At 70.3% G+C, this 14,079-nt stretch carries 16 protein-coding genes; 4 read left to right on the top strand and 12 right to left on the bottom strand.

Going from position 1 to position 14,079, the window contains the following annotated elements:
* Window positions 1-301: 301 nt before the first annotated feature.
* The 3 genes from ACIRO3_RS26755 to ACIRO3_RS26745 form a co-directional block, all read right to left on the bottom strand.
* Window positions 302-1,525 carry a cytochrome P450 gene (locus ACIRO3_RS26755; RefSeq protein WP_404141071.1) on the bottom strand — a complete coding sequence of 408 codons (1,224 nt, stop codon included), beginning with the start codon at window positions 1,523-1,525 and terminating at the stop codon, window positions 302-304.
* Window positions 1,526-1,761: 236 nt separating this feature from the next.
* Window positions 1,762-2,508 (bottom strand): GAF and ANTAR domain-containing protein, encoded by a 747-nt coding sequence (locus ACIRO3_RS26750; RefSeq protein ID WP_404141069.1) that lies wholly within the window; start codon window positions 2,506-2,508, stop codon window positions 1,762-1,764.
* A gap of 49 nt (window positions 2,509-2,557) precedes the next feature.
* Entirely contained in the window at window positions 2,558-3,319 is a 762-nt protein-coding gene (locus tag ACIRO3_RS26745; protein WP_404141067.1) for a GAF domain-containing protein, read from the bottom strand.
* A gap of 281 nt (window positions 3,320-3,600) precedes the next feature.
* Here ACIRO3_RS26745 and ACIRO3_RS26740 point away from each other — a divergent pair, with 281 nt between their 5' ends.
* On the top strand, window positions 3,601-4,017 hold the full coding sequence (locus ACIRO3_RS26740) for a CBS domain-containing protein (protein ID WP_404141065.1): 417 nt from the start codon (window positions 3,601-3,603) through the stop codon (window positions 4,015-4,017).
* A gap of 179 nt (window positions 4,018-4,196) precedes the next feature.
* On the opposite strand, the gene ACIRO3_RS26735 is transcribed toward ACIRO3_RS26740, so the two are convergent.
* The 8 genes from ACIRO3_RS26735 to ACIRO3_RS26700 all read right to left on the bottom strand — a co-directional run bounded on the left by ACIRO3_RS26735 (window position 4,197) and on the right by ACIRO3_RS26700 (window position 10,687).
* Entirely contained in the window at window positions 4,197-4,571 is a 375-nt protein-coding gene (locus tag ACIRO3_RS26735) for a VOC family protein (protein ID WP_404141063.1), read from the bottom strand.
* Between the two features lie 145 nt (window positions 4,572-4,716).
* On the bottom strand, window positions 4,717-5,166 hold the full coding sequence (locus ACIRO3_RS26730; protein WP_366000059.1) for an SRPBCC family protein: 450 nt from the start codon (window positions 5,164-5,166) through the stop codon (window positions 4,717-4,719).
* Window positions 5,167-5,388: 222 nt separating this feature from the next.
* Window positions 5,389-6,084 carry a DUF6766 family protein gene (locus ACIRO3_RS26725; RefSeq protein WP_404141062.1) on the bottom strand — a complete coding sequence of 232 codons (696 nt, stop codon included), beginning with the start codon at window positions 6,082-6,084 and terminating at the stop codon, window positions 5,389-5,391.
* Between the two features lie 81 nt (window positions 6,085-6,165).
* A complete protein-coding gene (locus ACIRO3_RS26720) occupies window positions 6,166-6,561 on the bottom strand; it encodes a hypothetical protein (RefSeq protein WP_404141060.1) in 396 nt (131 codons plus the stop codon).
* A gap of 169 nt (window positions 6,562-6,730) precedes the next feature.
* Window positions 6,731-7,651, bottom strand: coding sequence for a glycosyltransferase family 2 protein (locus ACIRO3_RS26715; protein ID WP_404141058.1), 921 nt, complete (start codon window positions 7,649-7,651; stop codon window positions 6,731-6,733).
* Window positions 7,636-8,655: a glycosyltransferase gene (locus ACIRO3_RS26710; protein ID WP_404141056.1), complete on the bottom strand. Its 1,020-nt coding sequence runs from the start codon at window positions 8,653-8,655 to the stop codon at window positions 7,636-7,638. The genes ACIRO3_RS26715 and ACIRO3_RS26710 overlap by 16 nt, the downstream gene beginning before the upstream one ends.
* Complete coding sequence (locus tag ACIRO3_RS26705) at window positions 8,652-9,704, bottom strand: glycosyltransferase (protein WP_361777823.1); 1,053 nt, start codon at window positions 9,702-9,704, stop codon at window positions 8,652-8,654. Before ACIRO3_RS26705 ends, ACIRO3_RS26710 begins: the two co-directional genes overlap by 4 nt.
* A gap of 14 nt (window positions 9,705-9,718) precedes the next feature.
* Window positions 9,719-10,687, bottom strand: coding sequence for a glycosyltransferase family 1 protein (locus ACIRO3_RS26700; protein WP_404141054.1), 969 nt, complete (start codon window positions 10,685-10,687; stop codon window positions 9,719-9,721).
* Between the two features lie 464 nt (window positions 10,688-11,151).
* Between ACIRO3_RS26700 and ACIRO3_RS26695 the strand changes: the two genes are divergently transcribed.
* From ACIRO3_RS26695 to ACIRO3_RS26685, 3 genes are all read left to right on the top strand, one after another.
* Window positions 11,152-11,481 carry a plasmid stabilization protein gene (locus ACIRO3_RS26695; RefSeq protein WP_404141053.1) on the top strand — a complete coding sequence of 110 codons (330 nt, stop codon included), beginning with the start codon at window positions 11,152-11,154 and terminating at the stop codon, window positions 11,479-11,481.
* Between the two features lie 106 nt (window positions 11,482-11,587).
* Window positions 11,588-12,478, top strand: a complete 891-nt coding sequence (locus ACIRO3_RS26690; RefSeq protein ID WP_404141051.1) for an SDR family oxidoreductase — start codon at window positions 11,588-11,590, stop codon at window positions 12,476-12,478.
* 137 nt (window positions 12,479-12,615) lie between these two features.
* Window positions 12,616-13,368 (top strand): DUF72 domain-containing protein, encoded by a 753-nt coding sequence (locus ACIRO3_RS26685; protein WP_404141049.1) that lies wholly within the window; start codon window positions 12,616-12,618, stop codon window positions 13,366-13,368.
* 77 nt (window positions 13,369-13,445) lie between these two features.
* On the opposite strand, the gene ACIRO3_RS26680 is transcribed toward ACIRO3_RS26685, so the two are convergent.
* The gene (locus ACIRO3_RS26680; RefSeq protein WP_404141047.1) at window positions 13,446-13,946 is read right to left on the bottom strand and encodes a metallophosphoesterase family protein; all 501 of its coding nucleotides are present in this window, start codon (window positions 13,944-13,946) and stop codon (window positions 13,446-13,448) included.
* Window positions 13,947-14,079 lie beyond the last annotated feature (133 nt).

Raw genomic sequence — 14,079 nt, 5'->3', positions numbered from 1 at the left:
AGGAATAGCCGGAACATCCCGTTCCGCCCCGTTTGCACGATTACCCGACCTTCAGATGTGCAAACCGGGGACCGTCGGCGCCCCCTCGGCTGCGGCGGCGTCGCGGAAACCGGGCTCCTCGCCGCTTGCGTTCGATCCGCCGAGCCCGCACTCAACGGCCGCCGAGGCGGGAGGGCGGCTGGCGTGGGGTGACCGCCTTCCAGGGGGCCCAGGCGGCGTGGCGGGTGATTCGGCGTGCCACTGCGGACAGGGGCCGTGGGGCGGTGACGGGATGGTGGTCGCGAAGGCAATCTGGCCGGCGCTACGAAAGGAGCAGTACGAAGCCGCTCCGGGGGTTGGTGGGGATGCGTGACAGCGGGATCGTCAGGTCCTGGTCGGGGACGTCGTACTCGAGTCGAGAGAGTTCGGCGGCGAGGGTCGCGAGAGCTGTGACGGTGATGTTCTCGCCGGGGCAGCGGTGGCCGCGGGCCGGATCGCCGCCACCCTGGGGGATCAGATTGTCGGGCAGCGTGGTCGCGCCGTTGAAGCGGTGCGGGTCGAAGCGGTAGGGGTGGTCCCACAGTTCCGGATCGTGGTTCTGCCCGTAGAGGTCGAGGAGGATCAGGGAGTCCTTCGGGATGTCCTGCCCCTGCCAGGTCAGGTCGGCCGCCGCGAGGCCGCCGACGAAGGGGGCGAAGGGGTAGAAGCGGCGCACCTCGTGGGCGAACGCCCGTGCGTACGAAGCGTCGTTGTCCGCGCGTAGGAGGTCGCGGTGCTGGGGCCGGCGGTGCAGGGCGTGGGCGGCGAAGGTGGCGAACCAGGCGATCGCGACCGTCGGCCGGACGATGTTCAGGAGCTCCACCGCCGCGGTGTGCGCGTCCAGGAGGCGCCCGTCTTCGTCCCGGTGCCAGGCAACCGTCTCCAGGGCGGACGGCAGGCCGTCAGGCTCCGGGTTCTCGCGGACGCCGGTGATGACGGAGGCGAGGGCCTTCTCCTGACGGGCGCGGGCGCGGCGGGCGCGCAGGTGGCGGGGGCCGGGCGTGGCGAACCCGTCGACCATGGCCGTGCAGTCGCGTGCCAACTCGTCGGTCTCGGCGTCGGAGAGTTGGAGACCGACCCAGTCACAGACGGCCCTGGCGAGGATCTTTGCGGTCTCGTCGAAGAGGACCACCCGCTCCTGCTTCCATCCGGCGACTGCTTCCCGCCAACGCGAGCTGATGCGGTCGCCGAGGGTGGCGATGCCGCGCTCGTCCTTCAGGAGGGAGATGAACATCGCCTTGCGGACCCGGTGCGCGCCACCGTCGAGCGTGTGCACGGCGCCCTGGCCGAAGAGGGTGTCGAGGACGGGGTCGGGCAGGGCCGCGGTCCGCAGGACGTGGTCCTCGTCGTAGAAGAAGTCGACGGCCTCCGGTCCCCGGAGTGCGAACGTCGGCTTGCCCAGCAGCCGGGTCCGGTATGTGGCGTCCGTCGAGGTGCGCATCCGGTTCGGCAGCCAGGCGTAGCCGCGGGCCAGGAGGGGGAGCGTGCTGTCGCTGAAAGAAGGCATGCCGGGCGGGTACCCGGCCTGGAGCGGGGCACACGCCGGGCCCCTGGCAGCCACCCGGACCGCCGCAGCAGCTCACTCTGACGGGCCGGTCTGTCGCCCGTCGACGCGGAACAGGCAGGGGACCGGCCTGCCCGGAACAGGGGGGGACCGGCCTGGCGGCCCGGCAGCCCGACCTTGCCGAGGCGGGGCGGCTGACCTCGGCCGGCGCGAGCCCGGCATGATCCGAAAGACAGGCCCTACGCCTCTCGGGACAGAGGGGCCAGGACGGCCTGCGGGTCGAGGGTGCGGTGTACCAGGCGGTCCGCGACGTCGGTGGGGCGCTGGTGGTGGCGTGCGGCGTAGGCGTGGAGCTGCAGGCCGGCTTCGGCGGGGGTGCTGTCGACGGTCGCGGCGAGCATGCCGCTGGCGATGTCGAAGACGGCTTTGCCGGACAGCGCGGCCTGGGTACGGGTGGTGACGTCCTGGGGACGCAACGTTTGCCGGTCCCACGTCAGAACGGCGGTCGTGGCCACGTCGGCCATGGCGCGCAGCAGGTGGGTTTCCTGGGCGGTGAGCGGGGTGGGGTGGCGGCCCAGGAGGTTGAGTGCGCCGATGTTCTGGCCCTGAAGGGACAGCGGGAGGGCGTGGGCACTGTGATAGCCGGCCGCGCGGGCGACGGGTACGAAATCGGGCCAGCGGTCCACCTGCGTGTCGAGGTCGATGGCGTGTACGGGCATGCCGGTGGTGAAGGCCTCGATGCAGGGCCCTTGGCGAATCTGGGCCTGCCAGACTTCGGTGAGTTCGGTCGCGTGTTCGGTGGTGATCGCGGAGCGCAGTCCCCCGCGGGCGTTGACCAGCATGACGCCGGCCGCGTCGATGGGGGTCAGGGCGACGCTGTGGTGGATGAGGCGTCCGAGGAGGACGAGGGGATCGACATCGTCACCAAGGGTGTCGCTGAGCGCGACGAACGCCTCGGTGAGCTGCTGCTCTCGGCTGGTGGTCATGCCGGTGTCACCGTTTCCCTGCTCCGGCCCGCGGGTGTCGGGGGCGGGCCTAGTCATGGAACCTGATTCTCCCGGCGATCACGTCGAAAGCCGCCTGGGTCACGGTCTGTCCGTGGGAGAAGGCGTGGGCCCTCAGGCGGGCCATCGCGTCAAGGGGGTCGACCCCGAGATGCACCATGATCATTCCAGTGGCCTGGTGGACCTCCTCGTGATCCGTTTCCGCCGCGTCGAGCCATGAACTGTCCGAGTCGCCTCCGCCCTCGTGCGCTTGAAGGGCCAGCAGGGCGGTGGTGATGGCATCGGCTGCGGGAAAGGCAAGGGCCAGATCCTTCTCGGAGAGCGGCCCCGGCGTCGTGCGGTAGAGGTCGAGTGTGCCGATCGCCAGGCCACTGGTGCTCAGGGGCAGGCAGAACACGGCGCGGACACCGAGGTCCAGGGCCTGCTGGACGAAGAACGGCCAGGCGTCCGGTGCCCGGGCCAGATCGGGGGCCATGACCGGCGCCGCCTGCCGCATCGCGGTGCGGCACGGGCCGTCGCCCAGCGTGTACTGGGCCTCCGCCAGGCGCCCGGCGACGTCGTCACTCGACCACCACAGGGTCCGCGCGTCCTCGTCCCCGTACAGGGAGACGGAAGCCCCGCTGACATCCATGAGGTCCACGCAGGCCCTCGACAAGGCGGCCGGGGCGTCCCTGGCCGCCGCGCCGTGAATGTCCCCCGTGAACAGCCGGCTCAGCTGCCCGTATCCCCACTCCGCAGGGGGCGCCGCGGCATCAGGGGGCCATTCGTTGTCGTCGGGGTGGACAGAATCCACGATCCACCTCCAGTGGCAGTCCGTCCCTCCAATCCTCCTCCATCGCGGCCACCATGGGCACCACCAGCCCGGGGTTTCTGCCTGACCGCGAAGCCCTCGTCGTCCCGTGGGCCGACTGCGCCCGTCCGGGTCCGGAACGCCGGCTCGGTTCGGTCCTGGGGTGGTTTCGGGACAAATAGCGTTACCGGCCGGGGGCAGGGGGCACTCATAGGTCCCGTGACCGGCACCACGTCAGCGGCGGTCGCACCACCCGTGGAGACGAGGACGAAGGAGTACGGCAGATGACGAAGGCTCGCGAGATCATGACGGCGGACGCGACGTGCGTCGGTGCGAACGAGACGGTGCTCGAAGCCGCGAAGAAGATGGCCCGACTGAAGGTCGGCGCGCTGCCGATCTGCGGTACGGACGAGAAGCTCAAGGGCATGCTCACCGACCGCGACATCGTCGTGAGCGTCCTCGCGGCGGGCAAGGACCCCGCCACGGTCAAGGCGGGCGACCTCGCCCAGGGCGAAGCCGTAACCATCGGCGCCGACGACGACGCAGCCGAAATCCTGCGCACCATGGGAGCCCACCAGGTCCGCAGGCTGCCGGTCATCGACGGACACACCCTGGTCGGCATCGTCGCCCTGGCCGACGTGGCCCGCGCCCTGCCGGACGCCAAGGTCGGCGACCTTCTCCAGGCCATCTCCCAGAACTGACCGACGGTACCGCGACGGCTCCCGTTGACGGGAGCCGCAGCGCGCTGTTCGGCCACGCCGGGGAGGGACCGCCAGGTGGGCGAAGGGTCGGGTTCTGGTGGGGGTTCGAGGCGCGGCTCACGTACCGGTCGGACGTCAACCGCGTTGACGGTGTGGTCCGAAGCCGGTTCGAGCCGAGGTCACGCGCCCGGGAGGAAGAGGCAGAACACGTGGCCGTGCGGGTCACGCAGGACGCGTACTCCCTCCTGCGGCTGGTGTTCCTCCAGCGTGGCGCCCAGGGCGCAGGCGCGTTCGACCTCGCTCTCCAGGTCGTCGACCTGCAGGTCCAGGTGTGCCTGCATCTGCTGGGTGCCGGGGCGCGGTGGCCACACGGGGACGGTGTGGTCGGACTCCAGCTGGAAGCTGAGGCCGGGGCGTTCCTCTTCGGGGGCCCGCAGACGAACCCACTGCGGCTCCCGTTCGACTTCCACCCAGTCGAGCAGCGCCCGGTAGAAGTCGGCCAGAGCGGGCGGATCCGGGGTCCCGATAATAAAAGCACCAAGCGTCGTCGTCAAGGTCCTGTCCTCCGGTGCGCTGAAAAATGCCGGCTCCCGACCGCAGCGGGCCGGCCCTGCCGCGGGAAGCATCCGCCCTCGCCGTGTTCGGAACCGCGCGAGGGCGCCGGGAGCCGGTGCTTCCCGGGCCGGGCCGGATCGGGGGTCAGACCTCGCCGCGCCAGGAGCCGGTCTCGCGGCCGCGGTCCTCGATGTACTCCTTGAACCGCTTCAGGTCACCCGTGATCTGCCGCTTGACGAAGCCGAGCTTGTCGCCGAGGTTCTCCGCGAAACCGTCCGGGTCGTAGTCGAGCTGCAGCATGACCTTCGACTTGGTGTCGTCCAGGCGGTGGAAGGTGACCACACCCGCCTGTTTGACCTCGCCACCGACCGTGGTCCAGGCGACGCGCTCGTCCGGGATCTGCTCGGTGATCTCCGCGTCGAACTCGCGGTCCACTCCGCCGAACTTCGTCACCCAGTGGGTGAGGCTGTCCGTGCGCTGCTCGATGCGCTCCACCCCCTCCATGAAGTGCGGAAACGACTCGAACTGCGTCCACTGGTTGTACGCGGTGCGCACGGGGACATCGACCTCGATGGACTCTTCTACCTTCGACACGGAAGCATCCTTCCTCGTTTGCCGGCCAGCGCCTCCGGCCGGTCTCGGGGAGCCGTTCCCCCGCAAGTGCCTGTACCCCGACTCCCGATGTCCATGACCCCCCGAATGGACGGGTGAGCCATGAGGGGTTTTGATCGCGTGGTGATCGAGGGCGGTTGACCCTTCGACAGCGCTCCGTCCTGCGACGGCGGTTGGCCTTCGTCCTTGCTCGCGGGCGCTGCTTCAGCCTTCGACGCCGGTGGAGGCGTGAGGAGTACCGACCGGTTTGGACTCTGGTGATCCGCGCTGGCGCAGGTAGACGGAGAGGATGACCATGGCCGCGACGGCCAGGAGTTCGGACTGCCAGTTCTGCAGGGTTCTGCTCCAGAAGTCCGGGGTGACGAGATAGGTGCCCCAGCCGACCGGGGCTTGGAGCTGCCTCAGCTGCTGCTCGTCGTAGGCGGCCACGCCGGTGATGGACTGGGCGAGCCAGGACAGTACGAAGAAGCCCCCCATGAGCAGGCCGAGCGAGCGGGAGTACACCTTCTGCCGCCAGTCCTTCGTACCGGCCCAGCGCGGCGAGTCCTCTTCGGCGTGCTCCCCCATGCGCTGCTCGCGGTCGCTCTCGGTACCGATCTTGTGGACTTCCTTGGACTCCGGCGATCCGCGCTGGACCAGCCACACGGTGCCGAAGATGAACAGGAAGAACTGCAGGAACTCCGACTGCCAGTTCTCGGTGACGTCAGCGGCGAAGTCCGAGGACATCAGGTACTCGCCGAAGCCGATCTGCTGCAGCCCGTCGACGGCGAGTTGCTCGTTGAACTCGGCGTGCCCGGCGAACGCCTGACCGACCAGCGCGGCGAGGAATGCCGTCCCGAAGGCCAGGGTGAGGCTGTTGTCCCGCCAGAAGCCGCCGGGTGCTCGCCCGTTGCCGCTCATCGTTGCATCGCCCCGATCGCGATGAAGTATCCGAGACCGCACGTGATCACGAGCAGGCACGCGAAGAAGAGACCGCGCATGTCAGCCTCCCTTCACCGTGCACCGATAGGGCTTGTCGCCTCGGGGCCTGCAACCCGCTGCCACGACCTTCCAACCGCCCTCGAACTGCGACAGGAACAGCGTGTCACTGTCGAGGCGCACCATGGCTTGGCGCCCGTAGACCTCGACGCCGGCCATCGCGTGCGACACCGGGAGCCCCTGCCCTGCCAGGGCCTTCGAGCATCTCTGCTTCTCGCCTTCCTCCAGGGCCGCGCGGGTTTCCGGCGCCGTCAGGTCGCACGCCGTCACGAAGTCGCGGGCGGCCAGCGCCTGCTCGAAGCCACGGCTCGCCGCCTGTGCGCCCTCCACCCGCACGGCGGGCGCCCCGCAACCCACGAGCGGCACGGCAGCGGCAAGGACGAGCCCGATAGGCCTCACGATCCGCAGTCTCACCGGCGGCCCACCGTCTCGATCAGAGCGATCACGTTCGTTCAGCTTCCCTCGCCGCCGCATTCCCTCGCCCCCGCAGTGCCGGAACGACGTCCCGTACATATGCCCCGGTTTGGTTCCCCACAGCAGTCCCGTCCGTCCGCGCCGCCCGTCCGGCCTACGCTTGCCGCTTCGCGGGAGTGGCTTCGCCCCGGGCCTCTCCATGACGTTCCGGCAGCCTCGACGGCACGGGCCTTGCGGCGGCCTGGGCGTCGCTGCCATCGGCGCGGCGTCGCCAGCTGTGGGTGGACGGAACGTATTCCACCAGGCCCTGCGCTTGGAAGTCCTTCAACCATCCCTCCATCGGCCACGTCCCCCAGCGCCGCCGGTAGATGGCGCCGTTGCGGAGAATGTCGTCGACGTGCTGGACGGGAGGGTTCTGTGTGGGGTGGTGCTGGTGGTAGGCGGCCGCTCCCCCGACCCACCACAGGTCCACGCCCAGCCGGGCCGCCGTGGAGGCGTAGTCGGTGTCCTCGGCGCCATATCCGGTGTAGTCCTCGCAGAATCCGCCGACGCGGTTCCACGTATCGGCGGTGAGCGCGAACGACAGGGACCAGAACAGCCGGGGGTCTCCCCCGCGGACGATCTGCCCGTCCGCGGGTGCGGGACGTGCCGGATGCGGCGGGGCCAAGTGGGCCAGTTCATCGAGCCGGTAGCCGCGGGCGGGCGGGGGCGGCAGGTAGGCGACGGTGCCGCACAGAAGGGCGCCGTCCTGGGCGGCTCGGGCGTATCCGTCGAGGAGGCCGGGGCCGGGGACGCAGTCCACGTCGAGAAAGACGAGCACGTCCGCGCCCGCCGCGAGGGCGCGCGCGGCCCCGGCGTTGCGGGCGGCGGCCAAGGGCAGACGCCCGCTCTGCAGAGACACGTCGAGAACGTCCGCGGTGGGGCTCCTGTCGACGACAAGGGCCGCGATCTCCGGGTCGGCCATGGAGACGATCACGTAGTGGTCGGGGCCGCGCGTGCCACGTGCGAGCCCCGCTTGCTGCAGCAGCAGATGGGAATGCCGGCCGGCCGCCAAGGTGATCACCGCGACCCGCATGCGGATCCTCCCCGCGTACGCGACGCCAGGTCGGTGAGCAGGCGGGCTGCCGCTCGGGCTCCGCCACCGTGGGACCAGCGCTCCCAGCGGTCCTGCCGGGTGACCGTCGTTTCGAGGAGTCGGGGCCAGACGACGGGCTGCGGCCATGCTTCCCGTACGGTCGCAAGGTCCGCCGCGTGCAGGGCCCGGGCGGTGGCGTGCTGTTCGCCGTGCGGCCGGTCCTGGGGGATGACGATGGTGGGGACGCGGGCTGCCGCGCATTCGGCGACGGCGTTCTGACCCGCGTGCGTGATGACCACGCTCGCGCGGCGCAGAACGGGCCACGGGTCCTCGGTCCAGACGCTGTGGGGCCCGCCGAGGACGGTCCACGACCAGTCGGGGGTGGCCTGGGCCGCTGCCTGGATCTGGTCGGTGGTGAGGTTTGATCCGCCGGCCCCCAGCATCACCACCACCTCCCTGTCGCGCAGCCGATCGCGGGCATCGCGCGCCTGGACGTTGCGATGGTCGTAGCGGGAAATGCTTCCCGTGTGGAGGGTTTTGGCGTGCCAGTGCGCCGGCCAGTCCGGTTCGGGCAGGGACTGTGGCCAAGGTGCGATGAGGGCGTCCGCGAGATCGTAGGCCAGGCGGTGTGCCTCGTCCCCGCGGTCGCCGCGCATGGCGGCGACGACAACGGGGACGCCCATGAGACGAGCCAGGGTGGCGGCCTCCACCGACACGTCGCTGACGAAGAGGGCCGGGGACTCCTGCCTGATCCACTCGGCGATCGTTCCCATGCGTTCGCGGTGCTGCGGGTGGTGAACGGGAACCCAGTGCAGGCGCCCGCGGGCCGTGGGGTCCACAGGGGCGTCGTCGCTGTCCGGCGGAAGCGAAACCCAGCTCCCCGTCCAATCCTGCGGCTTGGGAAGGGAGGACAGGATGGTCATCGGGCCCGGCACGTGCGCGGCGACGCACTGTGCGCGGTGCAGGTGGCCGCGGCCCTGGTGGTGGACGTAGTAGCCGATCACCGCGCCACCTCCTCGTACAGGTTCGTGTAGGCGTCGGCGGTGTGGTCGAGAGAGCAGAACACCTCCGCCCGTCGGCGGGCGTCACGGCGGTCGAGCTTCATGGCGCGGGGGATGAGTTCCGCCATCGCCTGCACGTCCCCCGGCGGGGCCAGCAGACCACAGTCCGGCGTGAGGATCTCCGACAGGGCGCCCCGGTCGAATCCGCACACCGGCGTACCGCAAGCCAACGCTTCGGCGACCACCAGCCCGTACGGCTCGTCCCAGCCGGGCGTGACCAGCGCCGCGCTCGCGGAACCCAGCAGCTCCACGAGCCCGCGGCGGTCGAGATGGCCGACGTAGCGCACGCCCTCGCCCAGCAGAGGCTCGATCCGCTCCTGGAAGTAGGCCCGGTCCGAGATCGGCCCCGCGATCCGCAGCGGCACTCCGGCCGTGCGAGCGGCCTCGATGGCCAGATGGGGCGCCTTCTCCGGGACGAGGCGGCCGGACCACACGAGACCGCCGCCGCCGGGGCCCGGTTTCCAGAAGCGCGTGTCGATGCCGTTGCGCACGACGCGGGCGGCGGGCACGGTCGCCCGCCAGGCTCCGGCGGTGAAGCGACTGACCGCCGTGAACGTGACGGGACAGCTGTCCTGGGCCTTGATGGCGGACTCCAGCCACGGAGTGGGCGGCGTGTGGAGCGTGGTCACCACGGGAACGCTCAGCGCCGACGCCATCGCGACGGGCAGGTAGTGGAGGCTGTTGTTGTGCACCACGTCGAAGCGGTGCTCGCCGTCCCGCGCCAGGTCCAGCATCAACCCGAGGTAGGCATGGTGCTCCTCCATCCACATGACACTGGGCATGCTCACATCCGAGCGGGCCGCATCGCTCCAGACCGCGCTGCGCACGGGGAGTTCCCTCGTACCCAGGGCCGGGTCGGAGCCGGGTGCGGCGAACAGCTCCACGCGGTGGCCGCGCCTGGTCAGAATGTGCGCAAGCCACCAGGTGTGCGCCTCCAATCCGCCGGCGAACGGCTCCCTGATCGGAAAACGCGCCGACGCGATGAGTGCCACTCGAAGGCCCTGGGTCACAGGACGCTCGCGTAGAGGGCGCGGTGGGCCGCGGCGAGCTCGTCACGTTCCTGCATGCGGTGCTCCACGCGAGCCCTGGAAACCGGCCTCTCCTCGTATGCGCGCAGTACAGCCCTCCGTAGTGATTCCCCGTCCAGGCCGTGTTCCTGGGAGTGCCCGTAGGTCAGGCAGGGGCGCTGTTGTGCGTAGAAGCCGCAATCGGGGGCCGCGACGGCCGTGCCCAGGTCGTGACAGGCTTCCAGCCATCCGGAGTGGGTGCCGAAGAGGTAGGGCAGGACCGACAGGTCCAGTGATTCCAGGTAGTCCCAGAGCTGTTCGTCGTCGTAGTAGTCGTGGACGGTGAGCGTGATACGGCCCTGGTCGGCGAGTTCCGCCAGGGCCGTGAGGACCTGGGGGGCGTGGGAGGGGGAGGCCGGGTCCGCCACCTCGTGGTGGATGTTGACCCGCAGTTCGGCGTCCGGGAGCTGGGCCACCGTGTCCGCGAGGACGCGTACGACCGGCAGGACGGACATGTTGGGGCGCAGACTCTTGGCGTGCACGCCGACCCGGAACCGGTCACGGTCCGGCCGGGGCCGGCTGAGACGGGTGAGGTCCACCACGTGGGGGTGGGGCAGTACGGTCGCCGTCCTGTTCCATCGGCCGCGGATGCTCCGGGCGGCGCCGGGAGTCAGGGTGACCAGGTGGTCGGCTGCGGGAATGACCACGTCGAGGGCCGCGTCATGCGCGGCCGGGTCGGGCTGATGGGGATTACGGAGATCGTGCACCGTGTAGACCAGGGGTTTCCCGTGCCGGCGAAGGGCGTCCACAAGCGCGGAAAGCTGGGCCGGACTCTGAGCGTCGAACCCGAAGTGCAGGTGGAAGACATCGAAGTCCTCGTGGTGGGCGCTCACCCAGTCCGGGTCGAGCATGACCGGCGGCCACCAGCGCTGCGACGTACTGGGAGCGCCGTTCGGGCGGGGGTCCACCAGACGGCTGACACCGTCGGGCTCCGGAGCCGAACAGTGGCGCACGTAAACGTGACCGGCCGGCACGGAAGCGACCCGGATCCTACTGGCGGCAGAGGTATGCGGCGGCTGGGGCACGGCCACGGAAGACTCCTCGTGAAAGAGCGGCGACTGCCTGAGGGGTGACGGACACGGCGGTCCGCAGCCTCACTGACCTCAAGTCTGCGAATCGCGGGGTCATCACGCACCCCGACGCAGACGCCGTGGAGCGCGCCGAGCTTCCTTGTCGGGGCCCCTGGACCGGCCGAGCGACGCTGCCGGGGATCCGCCCATGGGGCGACGGCATGCGTCCACCGTCACGTTGCCCGGAGGCTTCGCCTCCCGGCCCGTGCGGCAGCGGTTCCTCGAACGGACTACGTGAAATGCGGGCCGCTGCGGGTAGCAGCACCATGACTTTGGAAGTCACATCGACGAAGGGTTTCGCCATGCCTCGAGGATCCAGCCCCAAGCGGGAACGCCAGTACGAGCACGTCAAGGAGTCGGGCGAGAAGCGCGGCATGTCCGAGGGGCGCGCGAAGGAGATGGCCTCCCGCACGGTCAACAAGGAACGCGCCCGGTCGGGCGAGAGCAAGACCGCCGGCTCCAGCTCCACTCAGGGCACGTCCGCCTCCCAGCGCGGCGGGCAGAAGTCGGGCGGAGGCGCAGGCTCCTCCGAGAAGACCAAGGACGAGCTCTACCAGGAAGCGAAGAAGCGTGGCGTCGAGGGCCGCTCCAACATGAGCAAGCAGCAACTCAAGAACGCCCTCGGCCACTGATCGGCGGACGTTCCGCGTTCCAGGACGCCGGCCACCAACTTTTCACCCTGTGCCCGCCACGCCTCGCACCACTCTTCCCGCGTGTCGGGCACCCCACGGAGAAGCCATGTCTGACATCACACCAGAGGTTCCCGACCCGGTGACCCGATACCCCGGGCCCCCGTTTCCCGATCAAGGACAGGACCATCCCGGCTCGACCGAGGAGATGGATCCACGGCCGGATCACGGTGAGGACTCCTACCGGGGCCACGGGCTGCTGCTGGACCGGGCGGCGGTGGTGACCGGCGGGGATTCGGGCATCGGCAGGGCCGTGTGTCTGGCTTTCGCCCGGGAGGGCGCGGACATCGTCCTCACCCACCTGCCGGAAGAGGCCGACGAGGCGGACGAGACCGCTCGCCTGGTGCGGGATGCCGGGCGCACTGCCGTCGTCGTCCCGTGCGACATCCGCGACGAGTCCGCGTGCGTGGCCCTGATCGACCGCGCCGTGGACGAGCTGGGGCGCGTTGACATCCTCGTCAACAACGCCGCGTACCAGATGTCCCAGCCCGACGGGATCGAGGCGATCACCACGGAGCAGTTCGACCGGGTGATGAAGACCAACCTGTACGGCATGTTCTGGCTGTCTCGCAAGGCCCTGACCCACATGCCGCGCGGCGGGTCGATCATCAACACCACCTCGGTGCAGGGCTATCAGCCCAGTCCCCACCTGCTCGACTACGCGATGACGAAGTCGGCGATCATCTCCTTCACCCACGGGCTGGCGCAGATGGTCGCCGAGCGGGGCATCCGCGTCAACGCCGTCGCACCGGGGCCCGTGTGGACGCCGCTGATCCCGGCGACGATGCCCGACTCGACGAAGTTCGGGGAGCAATCCCCGCTTGGCCGGCCCGCCCAGCCCGCGGAGATGGCACCGGCCTACGTCTTCCTGGCCTCGCCCCAAGCGAGCTACATCACCGGCGAGATCGTCAACGCCACCGGCGGCACCCCCCTCCCCTGACGGACCCCGGGCAGCGCGGCTGTGTCCGGAGCCCGCCTTCGGTTCCCGCCGCTGTGCGGACGGGGCAGTTCGGCGAGGCGGCGCCGCTGTCGGGCCACCGTCGGTATGACGAGCCCGGCGCCGGGCAGGCAGAGAGTATGGCTCTCTTCGTCGGTACGTCGGGGTGGCAGTATCGGGACTGGTCGGGCGTCTTCTACCCGCCGCAGCGGCCTCAGCGCCTGTGGCTGGAGGAGTACGCGCGGCACTTCCCCACGGTGGAGGTCAACAACGCCTTCTACCGCCTGCCTGCGGCCGAAACGTTCGAGCAATGGCGGGCGCGCACTCCCCCCGGCTTCGTCATGGCCGTCAAGGCGAGCCGCTTCCTGACCCACGTCAAGCGTCTGCGCGAACCGGCGGAACCGGTGCAACGACTCATGTCGCACGCCGCTTCCCTGGGCGACCGGCTGGGCCCCGTCCTCCTCCAGCTGCCGCCGACGCTGAAGGCTGACGCGGCCGTACTGGACGCTTGTCTGGCCTGCTTCCCCGCCGGCACGCGTGTCGCGGTCGAGCCGCGGCACGCGTCGTGGTGGACCGATGAGGTGCGCTCGGTACTCGTGAGCCGCAATGCGGCCTTGTGCTGGGCGGACCGCGGTTCGCGCCCCGTCACTCCACTGTGGCGGACGGCGGACTGGGCGTACGTCCGCTTCCATGAGGGACGAGCCAGGCCGTCGCCCCGCTACGGGGTGACGGCTCTGCGCAGTTGGGCGGACCGCATCGCGAACACGTGGCCGCACGACACGGACGTCTTCGCCTACTTCAACAACGACCCGGGTGGTGCCGCAGTGGTGGACGCGCGGGCGTTCCACCGGCTGATGTCCCACCGGGTAAGCGTCGGCGACGGCCTCGAGTAGCCAGACGGATCGTGCGTGCGGGCTGTGCGACGCCGAGGTATCCCTCAGCTGGGTGCGGACGGCCCGCGGGGGAAGGTTCAGCCCCGCGGAGGGAGAGGGTGAAGCGTCACGTCGTACACCCTTCCGTCCGCGATCGTCAGCGACATGAACGAGCAGAACGGCTGGCGTCTGCGATCCGTGGGCGAGCCCGGGTTGAGCAGGCGCAGACCCCCGACGCCGGTGTCCCACGGGATGTGGCTGTGGCCGAACACCAGGACGTCCACCTCGGGAAACCGTGCGGCGCAGCGCCGCTCCCGTCCGGCCGCCGCTCCGGTCTCGTGCACGACGGCGAAGCGCACTCCCTCCAGCTCGGCGTAGGCGATCTCGGGGAGCATCCGGCGCAGTGCGGGGCTGTCGTTGTTGCCGTACACGCCGATCAACATCCGGGCCCTGGACTCGAACAGCTTGAGGGTGGCCTCGTCTATCCAGTCCCCGGCATGGATGACGGCGTCGGCGCCGTCGACGGCCTTCAGGAGGGCTTCCGGGAGGGTTTTGGCGCGGACGGGAAGGTGCGTGTCCGAGGTCAGCAGGAGCCGCATGGGTCCCACGGTAGACCCGTGCGGCCGCCGGCGCCTCGGCGTCCGCAATGCCCGGTGCCGTCGGCATGGGCCGGCAGGAGCGTGTGCCGGGCCTCCCTGGACGGGTCTACGGGGCGTGCCGGGACCGCGAGGC

The sequence above is a fragment of the Streptomyces sp. NPDC102278 genome, from assembly GCF_044766345.1.
Taxonomy (GTDB): domain Bacteria; phylum Actinomycetota; class Actinomycetes; order Streptomycetales; family Streptomycetaceae; genus Streptomyces.
This window is presented reverse-complemented; position numbering and strand designations above follow the sequence as displayed.

Coding starts and splice junctions, on each gene's coding strand:
- ACIRO3_RS26755 (WP_404141071.1), bottom strand. CDS start 1,525: ATGCCTTCTTTCAGCGACAGCACGCTCCCCCTCCTGGCCCGCGGCTAC.
- ACIRO3_RS26750 (WP_404141069.1), bottom strand. CDS start 2,508: ATGACCACCAGCCGAGAGCAGCAGCTCACCGAGGCGTTCGTCGCGCTC.
- ACIRO3_RS26740 (WP_404141065.1), top strand. CDS start 3,601: ATGACGAAGGCTCGCGAGATCATGACGGCGGACGCGACGTGCGTCGGT.
- ACIRO3_RS26725 (WP_404141062.1), bottom strand. CDS start 6,084: ATGAGCGGCAACGGGCGAGCACCCGGCGGCTTCTGGCGGGACAACAGC.
- ACIRO3_RS26715 (WP_404141058.1), bottom strand. CDS start 7,651: ATGCGGGTCGCGGTGATCACCTTGGCGGCCGGCCGGCATTCCCATCTG.
- ACIRO3_RS26695 (WP_404141053.1), top strand. CDS start 11,152: ATGCCTCGAGGATCCAGCCCCAAGCGGGAACGCCAGTACGAGCACGTC.
- ACIRO3_RS26690 (WP_404141051.1), top strand. CDS start 11,588: ATGTCTGACATCACACCAGAGGTTCCCGACCCGGTGACCCGATACCCC.
- ACIRO3_RS26685 (WP_404141049.1), top strand. CDS start 12,616: ATGGCTCTCTTCGTCGGTACGTCGGGGTGGCAGTATCGGGACTGGTCG.
- ACIRO3_RS26680 (WP_404141047.1), bottom strand. CDS start 13,946: ATGCGGCTCCTGCTGACCTCGGACACGCACCTTCCCGTCCGCGCCAAA.